This window comes from Paenibacillus nanchangensis (assembly GCF_046543445.1).
Classification (GTDB): Bacteria; Bacillota; Bacilli; order Paenibacillales; family Paenibacillaceae; genus Paenibacillus_AQ; species Paenibacillus_AQ nanchangensis.
The window spans coordinates 94823-116407 of the sequence record NZ_JBHOFD010000026.1 but is presented as its reverse complement, the minus strand read 5'-3'; the positions used below and the strand labels follow the sequence as shown (position 1 = coordinate 116407).

The 21585-nt window shown below is 54.4% G+C and carries 16 protein-coding genes; 12 read left to right on the top strand and 4 right to left on the bottom strand.

The genetic code is table 11. The features are described 5' to 3' along the window. Window positions 1-300, bottom strand: a 300-nt coding sequence (locus ACE6ED_RS20290) for a hypothetical protein (RefSeq protein WP_410829190.1), incomplete at its 3' end; no start/stop codon positions are given. A 173-nt stretch (window positions 301-473) separates the two neighbouring features. After that, complete coding sequence (locus tag ACE6ED_RS20285) at window positions 474-1517, bottom strand: LLM class flavin-dependent oxidoreductase (protein WP_410829188.1); 1044 nt, start codon at window positions 1515-1517, stop codon at window positions 474-476. An 815-nt stretch (window positions 1518-2332) separates the two neighbouring features. On the opposite strand from ACE6ED_RS20285, the gene ACE6ED_RS20280 reads away from it, so the two are divergent. The 4 genes from ACE6ED_RS20280 to ACE6ED_RS20265 all read left to right on the top strand — a co-directional run bounded on the left by ACE6ED_RS20280 (window position 2333) and on the right by ACE6ED_RS20265 (window position 9425). Then, window positions 2333-3775 carry an ABC transporter substrate-binding protein gene (locus ACE6ED_RS20280; protein WP_410829186.1) on the top strand — a complete coding sequence of 481 codons (1443 nt, stop codon included), beginning with the start codon at window positions 2333-2335 and terminating at the stop codon, window positions 3773-3775. A 277-nt stretch (window positions 3776-4052) separates the two neighbouring features. Further along, window positions 4053-5165, top strand: coding sequence for a carbohydrate ABC transporter permease (locus ACE6ED_RS20275; protein WP_410829184.1), 1113 nt, complete (start codon window positions 4053-4055; stop codon window positions 5163-5165). Continuing rightward, entirely contained in the window at window positions 5165-6268 is a 1104-nt protein-coding gene (locus ACE6ED_RS20270) for a carbohydrate ABC transporter permease (RefSeq protein WP_410829182.1), read from the top strand. Before ACE6ED_RS20275 ends, ACE6ED_RS20270 begins: the two co-directional genes overlap by 1 nt. 232 nt (window positions 6269-6500) lie before the next feature. After that, a complete protein-coding gene (locus ACE6ED_RS20265; protein ID WP_410829180.1) occupies window positions 6501-9425 on the top strand; it encodes an ABC transporter substrate binding protein in 2925 nt (974 codons plus the stop codon). A gap of 54 nt (window positions 9426-9479) precedes the next feature. Here ACE6ED_RS20265 and ACE6ED_RS20260 read toward each other — a convergent pair whose 3' ends face one another. Continuing rightward, window positions 9480-10466 carry an aldo/keto reductase gene (locus tag ACE6ED_RS20260; protein ID WP_410829178.1) on the bottom strand — a complete coding sequence of 329 codons (987 nt, stop codon included), beginning with the start codon at window positions 10464-10466 and terminating at the stop codon, window positions 9480-9482. Between the two features lie 161 nt (window positions 10467-10627). Next, a complete protein-coding gene (locus ACE6ED_RS20255) occupies window positions 10628-11734 on the bottom strand; it encodes an FUSC family protein (protein ID WP_410829176.1) in 1107 nt (368 codons plus the stop codon). A 319-nt stretch (window positions 11735-12053) separates the two neighbouring features. On the opposite strand from ACE6ED_RS20255, the gene ACE6ED_RS20250 reads away from it, so the two are divergent. From ACE6ED_RS20250 to ACE6ED_RS20215, 8 genes are all read left to right on the top strand, one after another. Then, window positions 12054-13160, top strand: coding sequence for an ABC transporter ATP-binding protein (locus ACE6ED_RS20250; RefSeq protein ID WP_410829200.1), 1107 nt, complete (start codon window positions 12054-12056; stop codon window positions 13158-13160). Next, window positions 13153-13956 (top strand): ABC transporter permease, encoded by an 804-nt coding sequence (locus ACE6ED_RS20245; RefSeq protein ID WP_410829174.1) that lies wholly within the window; start codon window positions 13153-13155, stop codon window positions 13954-13956. The genes ACE6ED_RS20250 and ACE6ED_RS20245 overlap by 8 nt, the downstream gene beginning before the upstream one ends. After that, window positions 13953-14774: an ABC transporter permease gene (locus tag ACE6ED_RS20240; RefSeq protein WP_410829172.1), complete on the top strand. Its 822-nt coding sequence runs from the start codon at window positions 13953-13955 to the stop codon at window positions 14772-14774. Before ACE6ED_RS20245 ends, ACE6ED_RS20240 begins: the two co-directional genes overlap by 4 nt. Continuing rightward, window positions 14771-15841, top strand: a complete 1071-nt coding sequence (locus tag ACE6ED_RS20235) for an ABC transporter substrate-binding protein (protein WP_410829170.1) — start codon at window positions 14771-14773, stop codon at window positions 15839-15841. The genes ACE6ED_RS20240 and ACE6ED_RS20235 overlap by 4 nt, the downstream gene beginning before the upstream one ends. 323 nt (window positions 15842-16164) lie before the next feature. Beyond that, window positions 16165-17499: an ABC transporter substrate-binding protein gene (locus ACE6ED_RS20230; RefSeq protein ID WP_410829168.1), complete on the top strand. Its 1335-nt coding sequence runs from the start codon at window positions 16165-16167 to the stop codon at window positions 17497-17499. A 283-nt stretch (window positions 17500-17782) separates the two neighbouring features. After that, window positions 17783-19558: a sensor histidine kinase gene (locus ACE6ED_RS20225; protein WP_410829166.1), complete on the top strand. Its 1776-nt coding sequence runs from the start codon at window positions 17783-17785 to the stop codon at window positions 19556-19558. A 39-nt stretch (window positions 19559-19597) separates the two neighbouring features. After that, window positions 19598-20413 carry a response regulator gene (locus ACE6ED_RS20220; protein WP_410829164.1) on the top strand — a complete coding sequence of 272 codons (816 nt, stop codon included), beginning with the start codon at window positions 19598-19600 and terminating at the stop codon, window positions 20411-20413. 284 nt (window positions 20414-20697) lie between these two features. Further along, the gene (locus tag ACE6ED_RS20215) at window positions 20698-21579 is read left to right on the top strand and encodes a carbohydrate ABC transporter permease (protein WP_410829162.1); all 882 of its coding nucleotides are present in this window, start codon (window positions 20698-20700) and stop codon (window positions 21577-21579) included. The last annotated feature ends 6 nt before the right edge of the window (window positions 21580-21585 follow it).

Genomic DNA, 21585 nt, shown 5'->3' with positions numbered 1-21585 from the left:
GGGGCTTTCTGCGTAAATAAGGGAATCTGAGTCCGGCACTTTGCGAAAAGTTGGAATAATCAGCAAATAGGGTCCCTTGAGTCCGGCAAGAAAGTCATAAGGGAGGACAATGCAAAGCTGCTTCAAAAGGCCTCCAAAGCTTGGATAACTGAGACTGTGTTCAGGCAGGGGATGTTGCTGTAACGTAGAGTTACGCACCTTTCTTGTTGGCATGGTTGTTCGCACTACCATGATCCCTAACAAGTGAGGTGTTTTTTTGTCAATACAAGTAAATCCATTGAATTTTTCTTGCTCACTCAAGGGTCTATGCCATTTTTCCAGCTGCGAAAGTTGAGTTATTAAGAACAAAAAACATCTAAAAAAGCCGCCCGCCGGATATTCCCGGCGAAGCGGCTGAATGCTGAGTATAGTTTGCTTTCCCCAATCCGTTGCAGGGACGGGCATAGAAAATTTATTTCGCTCCCCCGTGATGCTTAGAGCTCGCTTACGGCTTCAGCTACGATCTCATAAGAACGAAGCCGGGCGGTATGGTCAAAAATTTGAGCGGCGACAATCCATTCATCCGCCTGGGTTTCGGCCCATATTTCACGCAGCCGGGATTTGACAGCCGTTTTGTCGCCTACGACGGAATATTGAAGCCGGCCGTGCAGCAGCGATTTTTCGTAAGGGCTCCAGATGCCGTCCATAGTGTCGACAGGGGGCTGCAGCTGGCCCGGCCGGCCGCGCACCAGGCTTAAAAACTGCTGATGCTGCGAGGTGGCGAGGCGCTCGGCTTCGTGAACGGTGTCCGCGGCCACGATGTTCAAGGCCACCATAGCGTGCGGTTTGTCCAGATCGGCCGAAGGGCGGAACGCCCCGCGGTATATCTCAAGCGCCTGGAGCAAATACTCCGGTGCAAAATGGCTGGCGAACGCAAACGGAAGCCCCAGCTCTCCGGCCAGTCTAGCGCTGAAGCCGCTGGACCCGAGCAGCCAAATCGGGATGGACAGTCCTTCTCCCGGAACGGCGCGGACGCCGGCCGGTCTCCGGTCTGCCGCGGAAGGATCGAAATAAGCGCGCAGCTCGGAAAGCAGCTCTGGGAAATCCTCGCCGCCCGAGTTCAAGCCCCGCCGGAGCGCACGCATCGTGGCTTGGTCAGAACCCGGAGCCCGCCCAAGCCCCAAGTCAATTCGACCCGGGTAAAGGGATTCCAGCGTGCCGAACTGTTCCGCAATGACAAGCGGAGCATGATTGGGCAGCATGATGCCGCCCGATCCAACCCGGATGGTGTCTGTTCCGGCCGCGATATGGGAGATGACCAGCGAAGTGGCGGAGCTGGCGATACCCGGCATGCTGTGGTGTTCGGCCAGCCAGTAACGGTGGTAGCCCCACTTTTCCGCGTGGCGGGCCAAATCCACCGAATGCTTCAGCGACTCGGCCGCGCTGCTGCCCTGGACGATGGAAGCGAGATCGAGTACGGAAATAGGGATATTCCGCAGAGCTTCAGCAGAAGCTTGCGATGAATCAGTGTTGGTCATTATATAGGCTCCTCTCCTGATTGTGCGGTACAGGATCGTTTAGTATTACAGCAAAAAGAGTAAAGCATGCCTCTTAGTATACCATGAAATAATAATATATACACACTTTAAGTAAGTGATGGTTCTGTAAGCGCTTTGACAAAGGCACTTGATTCCTGGAGAGGCTAAAGGTATAATCTCGGTGAACGAACAAAACACTAACAAAGGTGTCATACTCCATTAACCGGCCTTTCACCAATAAGGTTCGGTAATTCTGCATCATTTATGCCGTATCTTTGCCGTCGTCCGAAGGCAAGCGAGACCGGTAAGAGAGTAAGCTGTCGGCGGCAAGCCCGTCAATCCCCGGCTTCTCTAGAGCTCCCTGGTAACCTGCGCATGTGCTGTTTATATCGGGAAGGAATCCCGTTGATTCTGTTTCGCACCCTGTTTGAGCGTTTAGATATAGGGTAAAGGATTCAACTTTGCCTGCAGACAACCTGTACCCAGTGTTGCTGCAAACGTATGCATGGAAACTAGTATTTATGGAAACTAGTATTTATGTAAACGCATTATTTAGTATTTTACATAAAAATTCTCTTTGTATGCGAATTGCATACAACGGCTTAGTAGCCGGACTTGGCTCAATCCATGCATATACTGTAAAAGAACTTCCGGATGCTGGGGGTTGGGCCGTACAAGAGCACCATCCCAAACAGAATGATAGATTCATATTTCATACAGGAGGTGAACCGCGCCTACCCGAGAACCACGACAATCTCGACGGTCACAAGGACAGAACCGATCTTACAAACCAACCAAAGGGGATGTATGAAAAGATGAAAAAAGCTTGGAGACGTAAGCCTTCGCTGCTAATCGCCCTGTGTATGTCATTAACGATGCTCGTGAGCGCGTGCGGAAACGGAGGGAATACTGCTTCGCCGTCTGCCAATCCTTCGGAGCCATCACCTGCTCCCGCGGCGACAAGCAGCGAAGCGCCTGCAAGCGCCGCTCCGGATACCTCGGGAGGGGGGGGCGCGGCTGAGGGAAGCGCGCTGGCCAAAGCGATGAACGGTGAAATGAAGGGAACCAAGGTCACGATGTTTGGCCCGTTTGTGGATGCTGACCAGGTGAAATTTGAGAACAGCATCAAGGACTTTGAAGAGAAAACCGGCATCGACATCCAATATGAAGGCTCCAAGGAATTTGAAGCGACAATCAATATCCGCGTGGACGGAGGCAACGCGCCTGACATTGCGGATTTCCCGCAGCCCGGATTGCTGGCTTCCATCGCCAAGACCGGCAAGGTTATCGATCTGACCAATATTCTCGATCAAGAGAAACTGAAAAGCAACTACAACCAGAGCTGGCTGGACATGTCGATGATGGATGGGCAAAACGGCAAAATCATGGCCGGCATCTGGAACCGCAGCAATGTAAAAAGTCTGGTCTGGTACCCTAAAAAGCAGTTTGAGGAAGCAGGCTACACAGTGCCCGAAACGTGGGACGACCTGATGGCGCTTACGGAACAAATCGCCAAAGACGGCGACCCGGCATGGGCGATCGGGATGGAGAGCGGCGCGGCAACAGGCTGGACGGCAACCGACTGGCTTGAGGACATCATGCTTCGTACGACCAGCCCCGAGAACTATGATAAGTGGGTAAAAGGCGAGCTGCCGTTCACTTCGCCTGAGGTGAAGAAGGCGGTTGAAATTATGGGCAAAATTTGGCTGAACGAAGACTATGTCTATGGCGGCACCAAATCGATTGTCACCACTTCGTTCCAGGATGCCGCAACGCCGATGTTTGACAATCCGCCCAAAGCCTGGCTGCACCGGCAGGGCAATTTCGTAACAAGCTTCTTCCCTGAGACGGCCAAAGTAGACGTTGACTACGACTGGTTCTACCTGCCGCCGATCGATGAGCAGTACGGCAAGCCGGTACTTGTCGCAGGCGATATTTACGCCATGTTCAATGACCGTCCGGAAGTCCGGGCCGTGATGGAGTTCTTTACGACTGGCGAATCCATCAAGACTTGGGTTCAATCCGGCGGTGTAATCGCGCCGATGAACGATGCGTCGCTCGACTGGTACAGCTCCGAATCGGACCGCCGGATGGCGAAGCTGGTACAGGATGCTTCGACCCTGCGGTTTGACGGCTCCGACCTGATGCCGGGTAAGGTAGGCGCAGGCACCTTCTGGAAAGGAATGACCGACTACGTCAGCGGCACCGCCACGCTGGACCAGGCGCTGGAACAGATCCAGTCCGGCTGGAAGAACTAGGCAGGCACTTAAGGATGGGAGGGGCTGCGCTTTGGCGTGACCGCCCCTCTTTTTATAGCCGGAAATGGAATGGAGCCGGCGGGAGGAACACCGTATTTGCGGCGGTTCCGGCGTGTGCCCGACAGCGGAGCCGTAAGGGTGTCCCGGGTGCAGGCCGGGAAAGCCGCAGGGCGGCCTGCCTGCTTCAGACGAGTCAAGCTCCCGGCATTCCGCTGCTCAGCCTCTCCGGGCGGCCGGGGCCAGGGGTAGATCCCAACAGAAGAAGGAGGAACCAACAGTGGATGCACCAACAAATCATAATGCGGCCGCAGCCCCCCGGCCTCCGCAGCGGGTAAGCGCAGCCGCGGTACTGGTGGCAATTGGCGTGCTGCTGGCCAACATTGCCGTGAACGGACTAATCTTTTTATTTTTCCGGGACTCGACGCTGAATCCGCTGGTTACGGCAATTTTGGCCGTCCTGTGGGGTGTTGTTGGGGTTTATCTGATTTTTTATACGATGAACTGGGCAGTGGAGAAATTCCCTGAGGGTGTCCGCCGATGGGTGCTGCCGTATATCTTTATTGGTCCGGCGGTGCTGCTGCTGGGCTGGCTGCTGGTGCTGCCCGCCATCCGGACGCTGTATCTGAGCTTTTTTAATGCATCGTCCGACAAGTTTGTGGGCTTGGCCAATTACGCGTCGATCTTCACCGACCGGCTGATGGCTACCGCACTGCGCAATAATTTAATGTGGGTATTCATCGGGACGCTGGCCTGCGTATGCCTTGGGCTGCTGATTGCCATCCTGGCGGACCGGAGCAGCTATGAACGACTGGCGAAGTCTATCATTTTTATGCCGATGGCGATCTCTTTTGTTGCTTCCGGGGTCATCTGGAAGTTCGTTTACTACTACAAACCGGGGGAGCAAATCGGTCTGCTGAATGCGATCGTAACCTTTTTTGGGGGCGACCCGCAGGCGTGGACCAGCAGCTTTCAGCCGTGGAACAATCTATTCCTGATCATCATTTTAATCTGGATGCAGACCGGATTTGCGATGGTTATTTTCTCCGCCGCCATCAAGGGCATTCCGGAGGATATCCTGGAAGCGGCCCGGGTGGACGGGGCTAATGAAATCCGCATTTTTTTCCGGATCATGATCCCCTACATTTCGGCTACGATCCTGACGGTGACCACGACCATCATTGTCTTTACGCTAAAAATATTCGACGTCGTCATGGTCATGACCGGCGGGCAGTACGATACCGAGGTCGTCGCGACACAGTTCTACCGGCAGTTTTTCATGTACCGGAACTTCGGTTACGGTTCGACGCTGGCCATCGTGCTGCTGATCGCGGTCCTGCCTGTCATTCTGATCAATCTGCGCCAATTCCGCAAATCGGGGGGTGAGGTCTAATGGCTAAAGGGAAAAAGCGGACAAAAAGAAAAGGCAGCAAATGGGTCGTCAATCTGGTACTAGGAGTCATTTGCTTCCTGTGGCTGCTCCCGACGCTTGGCCTGTTTATTTCCTCTTTCCGTCCGGCGGCGGACATTCTGCAGACCGGCTGGTGGAAGGTGTTCCCGCACCAGGAGTGGACGTCCAGCGGGGATACCGTCAAGCTGTCCAAAGAGGTGGATTTGCGGGAGCCAATCGAGGTGGAAGGCAAAACCTACTCTGACGATCAGCTGAAGGCCGGGGTAATGGACGGTGACAGACGGCTCATCTGGGAGAACCGCCGGGCAAGGGAAATCAGCGTCCAGGAGCAGGGCTGGACGACCAATACCGATCTGACGCTCGACAACTACCGCAACGTGCTGACTGGTAAGGAATACAAGCTGGTTCAGCCGGACGGCACAGAACGGGTAGAGAAGGGTACGGGCCTGTCGCAGGCATTTTGGAATACGCTGACGATTGCCGTTCCGGCGACTGTAATTCCGATTTTGATATCTTCGTTTGCCGCTTACGCTTTCGCCTGGTTGAAGTTCCCGGGGCGAAAGATCATGTTCGTCACTATTATTGCCATGCTGGTTGTGCCGCTCCAGGTGGCGCTCATTCCCGTATTGCAGGACTACACGGCGCTTGGGCTGAACGGCAGCTACCTGGGCATCTGGCTGGCGCATACGGCCTTTGGTCTGCCGCTGGTTACCTACTTTATGTACAACTTCATCAGCCAGCTGCCGAAGGATCTGTTCGAATCCGCGTTTATCGACGGGGCGACCCACTTTACGATATTCAGCCGGCTGATTCTGCCTTTATCTGTTCCGGCGCTGGCATCCATCGGCATATTCCAATTCCTGTGGGTGTGGAACGATTACCTGGTGTCGCTTATCTTCATCGGCAACCAGCCGAATGTGCAGGTCATGTCCATGAAAATTGCCGACCTGGTCGGCTCCAAAGGCAACGACTGGCACCTGCTGACTTCGGCGGCGTTTATATCCATGCTGATGCCGCTGGCGATTTTTTTCCTGCTGCAGAAGTATTTTGTCCGCGGTCTCATGGGCGGTTCCGTCAAAGGGTGACGGCTCTGCCACCTTTAACCGATATAAAAAGTATCGCCCCGTATCCTCCCAGTGAGCGAACGGGGCCTTTTGCTGTGGAACAGCCGCAGCCGACCGTTTTATTCCGCTAATGCGGTAGAAGAAGGAGGCGGGGAACGGCGGAAAGAATTATATAATACGCATTCAAGCGGCTTAAAAGGAATATACAGGAATTAGCAGAAAGGAAATCAAACCGGGAGAAGGGAGTGAGCCCATGGCTGAAGGACAACGCACAGGCCGAGGTCTGCTGCTGCGAACCATGATTTGTTTCGTGTTTTTTTTGGCGGTCCGGCTTCCGGACGCCAGGGCGGCCGAAGTGTTATCGCCTCAGGTGCTCATTCTGAATTCTTACCATAAAGGATACGCTTGGACGGACGAACAGACGGAAGGGATAACGGCAGCGCTGAAGCAAGAGACCCGCGACCCGGTCATCTATACGGAATACATAGACTGGAAAAGGCAGCCAAGCGAACGGAATTTGCGGCAGCAGTATGAAATGCTCAAAATGAAGTATGCGGGCGTTCCCCTCGACATGGTGCTGACTACGGACGATGTGGCTTTGGACTTTGCGCTGAAGCACCGGAAAGAGATTTTGAATGACGCGCCCATTGTATTCAGCGGCGTGAACAGCATAAGCCTGGAGCGGCACAAGCAATATGAACGGCTGACCGGAGTGCTGGAAGACCCGGACCCCGTTGGCAGCATCAAACTGGCACTGGAGCTAAACCCCAATATCCGGAAGGTGTACCTTGTCTTCGATAATACCGAAAGCGGACTTACAACGGGAAAAATGGTGATTGACCGGCTGCTGAATCTGTACGGGCCGAGGCTCCAGCTGTACCCGCTGAACCAGATGACCCGGGAGGAGATTTTAAATAAAGCGTCATCGCTGCAGCAGGACAGCATCCTGTTTATGACTACCTATTCCGGCGACAGCACAGGCCGGATTATTGAAGCCGAGCGGTTTACCAGGGAGCTCAGCGAGCTCAGCACCGTACCGGTATATCATATTTATGATTTTGGACTGAGCCACGGCGCCCTTGGGGGTTCGCTGTTCAGCGGCCGGGAACAGGGACAGGCTGCCGCCGAACTGGCGGTGCGGGTGCTTGGCGGGGAAGCGATTGACCAAATGCCGGTTTCCTCCAGTGTGGAACCGCGTCTGGTCTTAGACTACCGCCAATTGGTGCGGTTTGGCCTTCCGGTAGAGCGGCTCCCGGCGGATGCAGAAATCGTGAACCGGCCGTTTTCGTTCTATGATACGTACCGGAAGCTTGTGATCGGGACGGGAGCCGTTTTTTTCGTCCTGCTGATTTTGATTGCTTTGCTGCTTTTTTATCTCCGGCAAAACCGGAACATGCGCCGCAGTCTGGAACTCGCGAACGAAAGGCTTCAACTGGCAGCCGAAGGCTCCAAAGCCGTGTTGTGGGAGCTGGATCTCCGGACAAAGCGGTACTACTTCTCGGACAGCTGGTATAAACTGCTGGGCTATGGCCGGAACGAGATGAAGGAAGCGGAGAAGGGCTGGCGGGAGCTGATCCATCCGGAGGACAAGGAGCAGGAAGCACAGCGTTGGAAAGAACATCTGGCCGGGCAGAGTCCCGACTACTCCAGCGAATTTCGCCTGCAGTCCCGCAGCGGAGCCCCGGTGTGGGTCGAAGCCAGGGGACGAATGTTAGCGGGAGGGACAGACGGCGGCGAAATGCGGCTTGCAGGTTCAATGGTCGATGTGTCTGAACGCAAGGAATTCGAGCATCGTCTGGATTCCAGCTACCGCGAGCTGGCGTCCACTTATGCCGAACTGGCGCAGAAGCAGAAACAGCTTCAGGCCAGCGAAAATAAATACCGGCGGCTGGCTTACATGGACAGCTTAAGCGGATTGCCGAACCGGCTTTCTTTGACAGAAAAGCTGAACCGGTTTCGGGAGCGGAATCCGGATGGAACAGCGGCGCTGTTTTTTCTCGACCTCGACAATTTCAAAAATATAAACGACAGCATGGGGCACGGCTACGGCGATATGCTGCTGGTGTTGGCCGGGGAGCGGCTGAGACAAGCGCTTGGCGGCCGGGGCGCCCGCTTCCGCTTTGGCGGCGATGAATTTGTGGTGTTTGTGCGCGATCTGGCCGGGGACGCAGAGACCGAAGACGCAGCCGAGGCGCTGGTGCACGCCTTTGAAGAACCGTTTCAACTGCAGAACAGCGCCGTGCATGTGTCAGTCAGTGTTGGTGTCGCCCGTTATCCGCAGGATGGAACCGGGGCGGACGAATTGCTCCAGAACGCGGACATAGCGATGTACAAGGCCAAACAAAAAGGCAAATCCACTTACGCGATTTACGGCCGGGATATGCGCGAGCAGTTTGAGGAACGTCTGGTGATCGAGCGGCATCTCCGGAATGCGCTTCCGAACGGGGAGCTTGAACTCCACTACCAGCCGATTATGGAAAGCACAGATAACCGGATCTGGGGGTTCGAAGCGCTGCTTCGTTGGGTAAGCCCGGAGCTTGGGCGGATATCCCCGCTCTCATTTGTCCGTATAGCGGAGGAATCGCAGCTGATTGTGCCGATTGGTGAGTGGGCGCTGCGCACGGCCTGCAAGTTTATCAAGGAGGTGCACCGCTCAGGTTTTGCTGATTGCCGGGTATCTGTCAACATCTCGGTAGTTCAATTGATGACAGAGGGATTTGCGGAGATGGTGTTTGGCATTCTTGAGGAACACGGGCTGGGGCCGGAAACGCTGGAGCTTGAGATCACCGAATCGGTAATCATGCATTCGTACGAGTCAATTGGACCTATGCTCGAATGGTTAAAAAATCAAGGGATCGGTATCGCGGTGGATGACTTCGGCACAGGTTACTCCTCGCTCAGCTACCTGAAGCGGCTGCCGATTACAGGCGTGAAAATCGACAAATCCTTTATTGATAATGTCACGGACAATGCCAGCAGCGCTGCCCTGGCTGCGACAATCGTCAGCATGGGCCGGGAGCTGGGGCTGAAGGTGACGGCTGAAGGCGTGGAGACCGGCGGTCAGCTAGGTTTTCTCAAAGAAACGGGATGCGATAAAATCCAGGGCTACTGGATTAGCAAACCGCTGCCGGCGGACCGGGTGCAGGACTGGCTGCGCTCGTATACGAATCCGGCATGACCGGCAAAAAGCCGGACCCGCGATTTTACCCGCGGGTCCGGCTTTTTGGCAGGTTCAGCGTTCCCGCACGGGCAGCCGGTATACAGCAAACGGTTCGCCGTGGCGGAAAGGCGCGCTGATCCCGTCAAGCAGGCGCAGCGTTTCATCTTCAAGCTGAAGCGATACGCTGCGCAGGCTGTCGTCCAGCTGTTCGGGGCGGGTTGCGCCCACAATCACGGTGGAAACTGCAGGCCGGGTCATCAGCCAGGCCAGCGAAAGCGCAGCCGGTGTGGTCCCGAGCTCCGCTGCCGCACCGGCCACAGCTGCGCCAAGCCGGATTCGTTCCGGCGACAGAAACCGGGTGAAGTTCGGGTCGGTCTCCGCTCTTGAGCCTGCGGGCGCGCCTTCAACGGAGGTGTATTTTCCCGTCAGGATACCGCCGGCAAGCGGGAAATACGGGATGATGCCGACCCCTTGGTCCAGACATAACGGCACGATTTCATTTTCCGGCGTACGGTCCGCCAGGGAATAGCTCGTCTGATAGGAGACGTAGCGCTCGTAACCGTGCAGGCGGCTTAATCCCAGCGCCTTCATCAGTTCCCAGGCGGCGTAATTGGAAGCCCCGATATAGCGCACTTTGCCCGAAGCCACCATATCGTCCAGCGCCCGCAGCGTTTCTTCCAACGGCGTATTTGGATCAAAGGTGTGAATCTGATACAAATCCACATAATCGGTCCGAAGTCTCCGCAGGCTGTCCTCCAGTTCCCTCATCAGATGGAAGCGGGAGGAGCCGCTCTCATTTGCTCCAGGCCCCCGTATCAGCCCAGCTTTCGTAGCCAGCACGGCCTGATCTCTTTTTCCTTCCAGGGCGAGTCCGATGATCCGCTCCGATTCGGTTCCCGCGTAGATATTGGCGGTATCGATAAAGCTTATGCCGTTGTCCAGCGCATGATGGATGATGCGGATGGAAGTATCCTGATCCGCGCGTTTGCCGAAGGCGTTGGTGCCCAGTCCCAGAGCCGGGACCTGCAGCCCGCTGCCGCCAAGCCGCCGAAATTGCATAGCATTCACTCCTTTTGCGTCGCATAAAATGAATAGGTTAGATTTCCATCTTAACACAAAAAAAGAGCGCCAATGGCGCTCTTTGTCTTCGAAGGATACTTATAGTAGTTTTGTTACTGACTATCGCAGGTGATCTTCACTTAAGCCCAATTGCTGTGTCCTTACGCTCTCGTGCGAACGGGCTTGGAGGCGCCGAACCGTACACGCCACACCGGGGAGCCGTAACGGGCGGCCGGGCGGGATGACAAGGAGGCGGCGTCCAGCTCGGCGCGTTCCACCTCTTCAAGCAGCAGGTTCAGGCGGGAGAACAGCGAACCAACTTCCCGCAGAGCGGCGAGGGAGCAGGCGGAGCGTAGCTCCGAAAAGGCCTCCAGCTGCAGCTGGCGGGCCTGGCGCAGCGCTTCGGGCAGCTGCTGCCGGCATTCGGCTCCGGACAGCCGCCGGGTAACGAAAACCGCGATGCAGTCGGCCGTACTTTCGGCAACAGGGCGCAGCCACTCTGCGGTTCGGCAGTCTCCGGGCAGCCGGCCCAGCTCGGTGCGGATCTGTTCGATCAGCGACAGCATTTCCTTCAGGTGTGATGTCTCGTTTGTAAGCTCGTCGAATTCCCCGCGGCAGTTGAGATGAGCCATCGTAAACCGGAGCTCTTTCAGCGACTGCCGGCTGTCAGCCAGGGACGCGGACGCCCGGGTCAGGGAGGAATTGTTCGGCTGAACAGACGCCTGAACGCCTTGCTCCATCAGACTGTCGGCGAGGAGCAGGCCGGCTTCCAGTGCCCGTTCTTTTGCCTTGACGAGCGCTTTGGGCGACACGATAATCATATTGATTACAAGGGCGATAGCCACGCCGGTGAATGTCTCGGCGAGACGCCACCATACATAATGATCATGGTAGAAGGTCAAGGCGAGCACGGAGGTTACGCCGACCTGGGAGATAGCCTGGATGTTGATCCGGCAGGCGGTCGCGATCCCGATGCCGATGATCAGCATCAGCAGAATGGACAGCGCGCCAACGTCGAAAAATTGGCCGATCACCAGGCTGACGGTCCCGCCAAGCAGGATGCCGATCAGGCGGTATACGCCTTTTTCAAAGGAAGCCTTCACGCTTCCCTGGGTAATCAGGATGGCGGCCAGCGGCGCAAAGTACAGATAGCCGTCTCCATAGAGCAGATGCACCGCCACCCAGGAGAGCGTAGCGGATAAGGTCACGCGGATCATATAGAGGGAAATCCCGTATTTTTCAAGGGGGTTCCGGCATTCGGAACGCATAGTCGGTCATCTCTTTTCAGTCGATTTTGCAAAAAGAAGCATGAAAAGCATTGCTTTTCAAACATTTTCATTATAGCATGGACGTCTTGCGGCAGAGCGTGTCATTTATTACAGAGCTGTTAAAGTCACTGTGGATTTTTTGGGAATATTTATCGCATCCGCCGCCGGATTCCTTTATGCTATAACTAGGACAGTATGTCGAATGGAGGGAGGGATTGTCGCTTCACCGCTGGCGCTGGGCATGCGAATGAAGTTATCCCGCGGTAATAGCGGCGGGTACCCATAGATTGGAATTTCGGGATTAAGGAGGTTGTTGGAAATTAGCGAGCAAACCATTATCTCATTTGACCGTGTTACAAAGCAGTTTGACGATGCGGAAGCGGTGCTGAAGGAAGTCAGCTTCGAGATTGAACGGGGCAAGTTCTACACGCTGCTTGGACCGTCGGGCTGCGGGAAAACGACGATTCTCCGGCTGATCGCCGGATTTGCGGAGCCGACCTCAGGCACCATTACTATGAACGGCAAGGTCATTAACCGGGTTCCGGCCAACGAGCGGCAGGTCAATACGGTGTTTCAGGATTATGCCTTATTTCCTCATCTGAATGTCTTTGAGAATATAGCGTTTGGACTGCGGATCAAGCGGATGAAAAAATCCGACATCGAACGCAAGGTCCAGGAAGCGCTTGGGTTCGTTAACCTTGCGGGCTACGAGCAGCGCAAAATCACCGAAATGTCGGGCGGACAGCGGCAGCGCGTGGCGATTGCCCGGGCCATCGTCAATGAACCGCAGGTGCTGCTGCTGGACGAACCGCTCTCCGCGCTTGACCTTAAGCTGCGCACCGAGATGCAGTACGTGCTGCGCGAAATGCAGCAGCGGCTGGGCATTACGTTTATCTTCGTTACGCACGACCAGGAGGAGGCGCTGGCCATGTCCGACTGGATTTTCGTCATGAACAAAGGGCGCATAGAGCAGAGCGGCACGCCAAACGATATTTACGACGAGCCTATCAACCGGTATGTGGCTGACTTCATCGGGGAGTCCAACATTGTGCCGGGAACGATGATCGAAGATTACCTCGTCGAGTTTAACGGCCGGCGTTTTGAATGCGTTGACGCCGGGCTGAAGCCGAACGAGGCAGTGGAGATTGTGATCCGGCCCGAGGATCTGGAGATCGTATCTGCCGATCAAGGCAAGCTGCGGGTCAAAGTGGACACCCAACTGTTCCGGGGCGTGCATTACGAAATCAGCTGTTATGACGATTCGGGGCAGGAATGGCTGGTCCATTCCACGCGCAAAGCGGAGGTAGGCAGCGAAATCGGTCTCTATTTCGATCCGGAAGCGATCCACGTCATGCGGTTCGGCGAGACGGAGGAAGAGTTCGACAAGCGGCTGGAGGCTTACGGCGAGGTGGAACAGCATGTCTAGCCGGGGCCGGATTGCTTATCTGATCCCTTATTATCTGTGGATCATCCTGTTCGTCATCGCGCCCGTGCTGCTAGTGCTGTATTACTCCGCCTTTAATGTTGAAGGACGGCTTACGCTGGAGAACTACGCCAACTTTTTTACGCCGGTCTATTTAAAAATGGCGCTCAGCTCGTTCTGGTACGCCCTGCTGATTACGGTTTTTTCGCTGCTGATCGCATATCCGGCCGCCTACCTGCTGACCCGGACCAAACATAAGCAGCTATGGCTGCTGCTGATTATTTTGCCGACATGGATTAATCTGCTGCTGAAAACCTACGCCTTTATTGGGATCTTCGGCACTTTTGGCCCGGTGAATAATCTGCTGGATGTCCTCGGCATCGGGGAGCAGCAAATCCTGTTTACCGGCTTCAGCTTTGTGTTCGTGTCGGTGTATATTTTTGTGCCGTTTATGATTCTGCCGATCTTCAGCGCGCTGGACGAGCTGAATCTGTCGCTCGTCGACGCAGCCCGCGACCTGGGCGCTTCAGGCTGGACTACGTTCCGCCGGGTCGTGTTCCCGCTGACGATGTCGGGCGTCCGCTCGGGCTGCATGGCCGTCTTTATCCCGGCCCTGTCGCTGTTTATGATTACACGGCTGATCGCGGGCAACCGCGTCATTACGCTCGGAACGGCGATTGAGCAGCATTTCCTCGTTACGCAGGATTGGGGGATGGGCTCGACGGTGGCGGTATTCCTGATCGTCGTGATGGTCATCTTCATGCTGCTGGGCGGCACGCGGAAGGAGGTGCGCCGGTGAAAAAAAGCGGCAGACTGGTAAATTTATATCTGGTGATTGTGTTTATCGTGCTGTACGCGCCGATTTTTTATCTGATGTACTACTCGTTCAACAGCGGCGGCACGATGCATGAATTTGAAGGGTTTACGCTGGAGCATTACCGCGAGGTGGCGCAGGATACGCGCCTGCTGATCATTGTGATCAACACGCTGGTCATCGCACTGCTCTCTTCGGCCATTGCGACGGTGATCGGAACCGCCGGAGCGCTTGCCATCGACCGGGTGCGCAGCCGGCGCAGCAAAAATGCGCTGCTGTCCCTGAATAACGTGCTGATCGTCAGTCCCGACGTCATTATCGGGGCATCGTTCCTTATCCTGTTTACGATTGCGGGGATCAAGCTGGGCTTCGTCTCCGTGCTGCTGTCGCATATCGCGTTCAGCATCCCGATTGCGGTCTTAATGATTTTGCCGCATCTGCAGGAAATGAGCCCGACGCTGGTGGACGCGGCCCGGGACCTTGGGGCAACCCGCCGGGATGTGCTGACCAAGGTTATTCTGCCGGTCATCAAACCGGGAATTTTCAGCGGATTTTTTATGGCGCTGACGTATTCCCTGGATGATTTTGCGGTAACGTTTTTTGTGACGGGGAACGGGTATTCCACGCTGTCCGTGGAGATTTACTCCAGAGCCCGGCAGGGCGTATCGCTGTCGATTAACGCGCTGTCGACGCTGATCTTCCTGTTCACGATTCTCCTTGTGGTGGGTTATTACTTCCTTACACGCAGGAAAAACCGGACCGGCTCCGCCGCTCCTGCCGCGGAGATGGGGGTGCCGCGATGAAGCAGCTGACCCAAGCATTTGCGGCCATTCTGGTGCTGGCCTTCGGTCTGATGTATCTTGGCTCCTGGATGAACTCCAATGAAGGGTATTCCGGAGGCAACACGCTGACCGTATACAACTGGGGCGATTATATCGATCCCGATCTGATTAAAGAATTTCAGCAGGAAACCGGCATTACGGTGATTTACCAGACCTTTGACTCCAATGAAGCGATGTTGACCAAAATCGAGCAAGGCGGCACGACCTTCGACGTCGTTGTCCCCTCCGATTATGCGATCGCTAAAATGAAGGAAGAGGATCTGCTCCTGCCGTTGGACCACAGCAAGCTGCCGAACCTGGCCAACATTGATCCGCAGTTTCTCGACTTGTCCTTTGATCCGGGCAATGTGTATTCGGTCCCTTATTTCTGGGGAACAGTAGGCATTATTTTTAACCCCGAAATGACAGGGGACATCACCTTCAAAAGCTGGGACGATCTGTGGCGTCCGGAGCTCAAAAACAACCTGATGCTGGTCGACGGTGCCCGCGAGGTTATCGGCATGGCGCTGAACAGCCTGCATTATTCGCTGAACGATACCGACGAAACCCATCTGCAGGAGGCGCTGGCTAAGCTGTATAAGCTGTCCCCAAATGTCAAGGCAATCGTTGGCGACGAAATCAAAATGCTACTGGCAAATGAAGAGGCCGCGGCGGGAATCGTATGGTCGGGCGACGCTTCGGAAATTATGGACGAAAACGACAAACTCGACTTTATCGTCCCTGAAGAAGGGTCGAACAAATGGTTCGACAATATCGTGATTCCGCGCACCGCCCGCAATGTGGAGGGGGCGCACCGTTTTATCGACTTCATGCTCCGTCCGGAAATTGCGGCCCGGAATGCGGAGTATGTGGGTTATTCTACGCCGAACACCCCTGCGCTGAAGCTGCTGCCGGAGGAGATTTCCGGCGACACCCGGTTTTATCCGCCGAAGGAGCTGACGGACCGGCTGGAGGTCTATGACAACCTCGGCAAGCGGATGCTGTCGCATTACAACGAGCTGTTCCTGAAGTTCAAAATGAACAAATAGTCATGCCCATGCGGCAGTTGTGATTTTTATGAAGAAGCGTCTGTTCACTTTAAAGGGAACGGGCGCTTTTTTTGCACATGGAGAACACCTGGCTTAAGTAAAGCCAAAAGGCAATTTCCAAACGAATGTTCAACCTGTGGGCGGACAGAAGCCGCGTAGTGGAGGAAATAGAACAATTTTATACAAACCATCCGCCGGCCTGCATGCAAATTGTAAAGTTATGTTCCATTACCTCCGTTATTTTGTTCCTTCTGGCTCTTTTTACGATCTGCTATTCTGGATGTGCACCGATAATAACGATTCGCAAAAGGGAGGTTGTCGCGATGAAAAAGAAACGTTGGGCCGCCGGGTTCACTTCGCTTGTTCTAATCATGGGACTGCTTGGAGGATGTGCAGGCAGCGGCAGCAATTCGGCCGCATCGAATAATGAAAGCGCTGGCAATTCTGCTTCGGCCAAATCCGGGGAGAAGGTCACGCTCAAAATGTGGGGCGGGGTGCCGCCGGAAGCCGGTCCGCAGACCGTCATCGACAACTGGAACAAGGAGCATCCCGATATTCAGGTCGAATATGTCCGCTACGTCAATGACGATGACGGGAACCTGAAGCTGGATACCGCGATGATTACCGGCCAGGACGTCGATTTGTTCGTCAACTATACGATTTCGCAAACGGCCAAACGGGTAGAGTCCAACCTGGCCCTGGATCTCAGTAAATTTACGGATTACAACATTGACGAAAAGATGGGAAAAGATGCGGCCAGCTGGAAAATTGACGGGAAGTACTATGGTATGCCTACGACCAAAAGCTCGTTTTTTATCGCGCTGAACAAGGATGCGCTGGATGCCGCCGGCCTGCCGGTTCCTAAAGACTGGACCTGGGATGAGCTGCGCGAATACGCCAAAAAGCTGAAAACCGGCGACCAATATTCCTTCATTCAAAATATGGAGCCGTTCGTTGATCCCATCGACTCTGTTTTGTCCCAGGAAGGCTACACCAAACCGGATGGAACCTCCAACCTGGATCATCCGCTCGTCAAAAAATGGCTGGAAACGCTGAACGCCATGATGACTGAAGACAAAACGATGCCCCCGCTCGGAGAGCAGCTTACCTCCAAAATGCCGGTGGAGCAGGTATTCCTCAGCGGAGAGGTGCCGATGCTTAATATCGGAGCCTGGCTGCTGCGCAGCTCGAATAACTTTACGGACTTTCCCCGCGATTTTAAAATCGCATTTGCTCAGGTACCGCGGCTGACTGATGACGCCGGAGACTATGTGACCCGCGGCGGCCTCGGCGATTATATCTCCATTAACGCTAAATCCAAACATCAGGAAGCGGCATGGGAGTTCCTGAAATGGTATGCGGATGGCGGCATGGCGCCTATGGCCGAGGGGGGAAGACTGCCGGCCTCCAAAGACGCCAACCAGGACGATGCGCTGAACAGCCTTCTTGGCGATAAACGCGATACGTACGATCTGGATTCGCTGATGTACGTTATGTTTGAAGACAAGACGCCGACCTACGTGCGGAGCCTGCCGCAGGAAGTGATGGACATGCGCTCGCAGGAATACGAAAAGTATTTCCTTGGTTCGCAGTCGCTGGATCAGACCATTGAGGCTATGGTAAACCGGCATAATACATTTTTGAAGCAGAATAAGTAAGCAGAGCAGGGAGCAGGGACCGCTTAGTTAAGAGAGGAGGAGCCGTAATGCATACGGAATCCTCCTCTTTTTATGCCGCGGCCGCTGCTGCAGAACGGAAAGGCAGGTGCGGATAGAACAAATCTTTGTTTTTAACCCGCCCTGCGGCGGACCGGCTGGAACAAAACCATGGTATTTTATAGATCAGATGTATGCGCTATTTTTTATATGCTATAATTTTGAATAAATCCACTCTCCCATCAGCCAAAGGAATTGATGACAAACGGATTGGGGGCGCATAGGTGTGCTGAAGCTGCTGCGGCTGCTTGTTCCGCAAAAATTGAAATACCGCTTGTTCGCCGCTTTTGTCTTTTTGATCCTGCTGCCTTTCTGCGCGCTTAACATCTATAACTATCAGCGGATTGAAACGCTGGTTCAGAAGAAAATCAGCCAGCAAAGCCATTATCAGCTGGAGCAGATGTACCGGACGCTTGAAGACCAGATCAGCGTGGCGTTTAAAACCTTGATTTTCCTCCAGCAGGACGACACCGTCAAAACCGTGCTGCTTCATCCGGAGCAGCAAAACGAGCTGGACAACAAACGGGAAATGGAGAAGATTTTCAAGAATCTGAACAACAGCTTTTTCCTCTACAATCCGTCGGTTTATTTTATGATTTTGGATTTAAATGAAAGCGTATACACCTCATATTCGCCAAGAGATTCTTTGGTTTACAGCGAGCTTCGAAACCTGCCCGGGTTTGACCGGAGCCGGATGAATGCTTCTTCCTATCATTGGGTTCCCAATGACCGGAACTATGTGGTGCGGGATGTGTCCACCAGCCCGTATCTGCTCTCCTTATACGCCCACCTCAAAGATAGCCGGGGTAAGCCTTACGGGATGGCGAGAATCAGCATCGATTATTCGTATTGGCTGCGTTATATCCATAAACAATCCGACCTTCAGCAGCAGTATTTTTTGATCACACGTGCGGGAGAAAACATCTCCCAGTCGGTTCCGGACAGCGTTTTGCCGGAGCAGGTCAAAAGGGTGATCGCCGAGAAGCCGGGGCAGCGGTATTTTATCGACAAAAGCTCCGATTCGCTGATCAACTATTTTTATGTGGAATCGCTCGACTGGTATATCGTCAACCGGATTCCGCAGTCCGTGCTGTTCGCTGAAATTCAGGGACTGAAACAGCAGTACTTCCTGATGTTTTTTGCGCTGATGGGCATTTTCCTGATGATGACCTTCCTGATCTCAACGACCATCACCCGGCCCTTGTCCCATTTGCAGACAAAAATGAAGGCAGCCGTGCACAAAAATCTGAAAATCCGCCTGCCGGAGCATAAGTTCCGCGGCGAGGTGCTGGAGCTGACCCGGACCTTCAACACGATGCTGGACGATACCAGCGTGCTGATCCAGAAGCTGAAGGCCGAGGAGCGCCAGAAGGAAGCCGTTCATTTTCAAATGCTGCTTGCGCAGACCAACCCGCATTTTTTGCTTAATACGCTGAATACGATCAAATGGATCGCCATCCGGCAGCAAAATGACGACATTACCAATATGACGCTGTCGCTGGGCAAGCTGCTGGAGGCCAGTTTAAGCACCGAAAACGACCTGATCCATCTCAAAGACGAAATTGAACTCGTTCAGGCTTATGTTCATATTCAGCAGGTCCGCTACCATCATAAATTTGAAGTGGTCTACCGGTATGACGAATCGATCGTATACGCGCTTGTCCCCAAGCTGAGTCTGCAGCCGCTGGTGGAGAACGCGATTATTCACGGTATCGGCGCGCTGCCGGACAAAGGGCTGATCGAGATCAACGTCTACCGGGACGGGCCGGATAAGCTGACGGTAGAGATCAAAGATAATGGGGTTGGCATGGAAAAGACCCGGCAGCAAAAAACAGAGCGCCGGCGCTCCGGAATCGGCCTCAGCAACATTCGGGAAAGACTTCGCCTGCTGTTCCGGAATGACAGCTCCATGGATGTCCTGTCATCCGGCGAAGGTGTCACCGTCCGGTTCACGATTCCGTTTCTGCTGTCTACGCCTTATAACAACGAGCATCCGGCTTAAGCGCCGGATGTAGACAAAACTTAAGGGAGGTTGCCGACGATGTGGAAGGTGCTGCTCGTTGAAGACGAGGTGTTTGTACGGGAGTCCGTGCGGGAGATCATTGCGTGGGAAGAGCTGGGCTTTACCGTCAGCGGGGAGGCAGGCAACGGTGCGGAAGCGCTGGACCTAATCCGGCGGGAGGCGCCCGACCTGGTGATTACGGATATCATTATGCCTGAAATGGACGGCGTGGAGCTCTTGCGCAGGGCGCGGGAAGAAGGCTGCACCTCCCGTTTTGTCATGCTCACCTGTATGAGCGAATTTGAGTATGTGCGGCAGGCGATGGAATACGGCGCCTCCAATTATATTTTGAAGCTGTCGATGAGCGTCAACTCCTTGCGGGAAACGCTGCAAAAAATCAGCGGCGAACTCCAGAACCAGGAGGGGCGCAGCCAGAGCGCCGCTGCTGCTGCGCCCGCCGCAGAAGAAGGGCCGGAGCCTGCCCAGCCGCCGCTGCAGCAGGGGATGACTTCCCACCCCGAGATTCAGAAGATTTTGCAGTACATCCACGCCCATTATCCGGAGGATATCACCGTGAAATCCATGTCTCAATACGTCATGATGGGCGAAAACTACGTCAGCACGCTTTTTAAAAAGAAAACCGGCGAGTCGCTGATCCACTATCTTCACCGCGTCCGGGTCAATCAGGCCGTGCAGTATCTGCTGCATTCCGATCTGCCCGTCTATGAAATCGGCAACAGGGTGGGATTTGTTAACGATAACTATTTTATTAAAATCTTTAAGCGCCTGACCGCTTACACGCCAAGCCAATACCGGCAGCTGCACCGGAACAAACCGGAATCGTTAAGCATGTAGGAGGCGGGAATCCGGCAAACCCGGCAAACCCGGCAAACCCGGCAAACCCGGCAAACCCGGCATACCCGGCATACTCCTATCTTTCACGCCCCATACCCCACCTATTGTGGGGTTATTTTTGTGCGCTCCAATAGAACAAATCTTCGGAACCCAGGCGGCACGGAAGACCGCCAATTGTATATTTCTGTAGCATCAAGTCAAAGGTTTTGTTCCTTATCCCCGCTCCCGGGGCTTGTTATGCTTGAGGTGAAATCACAAGACCTTTTTAAGAGGAGTGGAATGATGTGAAGACATCTTGGATGAAACGGCAGCAGCATCTGGGTTATCTTTTTATCGGGCCAAACATGATTGGCGTGATTGTATTTTTTATCATCCCCGCTGTGTATTCGCTGTATCTCATGTTTACGGACTACCAGTTCATGAAGCCGGACACACATTTTGTGGGGCTGGACAATATTCAGCGCATGCTGGGCGACGAGGTCTTTTACAAAGCGATCCGCAACACGCTGGTGTTCCTGCTGTCCGTACCGGTGTCCATCGGGCTGGCGTTTGTCGTTGCCGTCGTACTGAACCGGTCTGTGTATCTAAAAAAACTGCTCCGCGCGCTTTACTTCATGCCCTATATCACCAGCGGCGTGGCCGTCGCTTTCGTGTGGATGCTGCTGTTCCAGCCCAATAACGGGCCGATCAACGGCATGCTGCGGGCGTTCGGCGTTGCCAATCCTCCCGGCTGGCTGTCCTCCATGGACACCTCCATGTACGCCATCGACATCATCTGGATTTGGTTTATGCTCGGCTACAATATGATTATTTATCTGGCGGCGCTGCAGGAGGTTTCCACGGAGCTGCTGGAAGCGGCCAAAATCGATGGCGCCCGCACCTTGCAGACGATCCGCAGCATTTTGTGGCCGCTCGTCAGTCCGACTACCTTCCTGCTGCTGATTACCGGACTTATTATGTCGATCAAACAGTTCGGCATCATCCAGGCGATCACGCAGGGCGGTCCCGGCAACAGCACCACTGTGTTGTCGCTGTTTATTTACCAAAATGCCTTCCGCTACTACGAAATGGGTTACGCTTCAGCGGTGTCCTGGGCGCTGTTCGTGATCATCATGCTGTTCACCGTAATCCAATGGCTGGGACAAAAACGATGGGTTCATTATTAAGGGGGA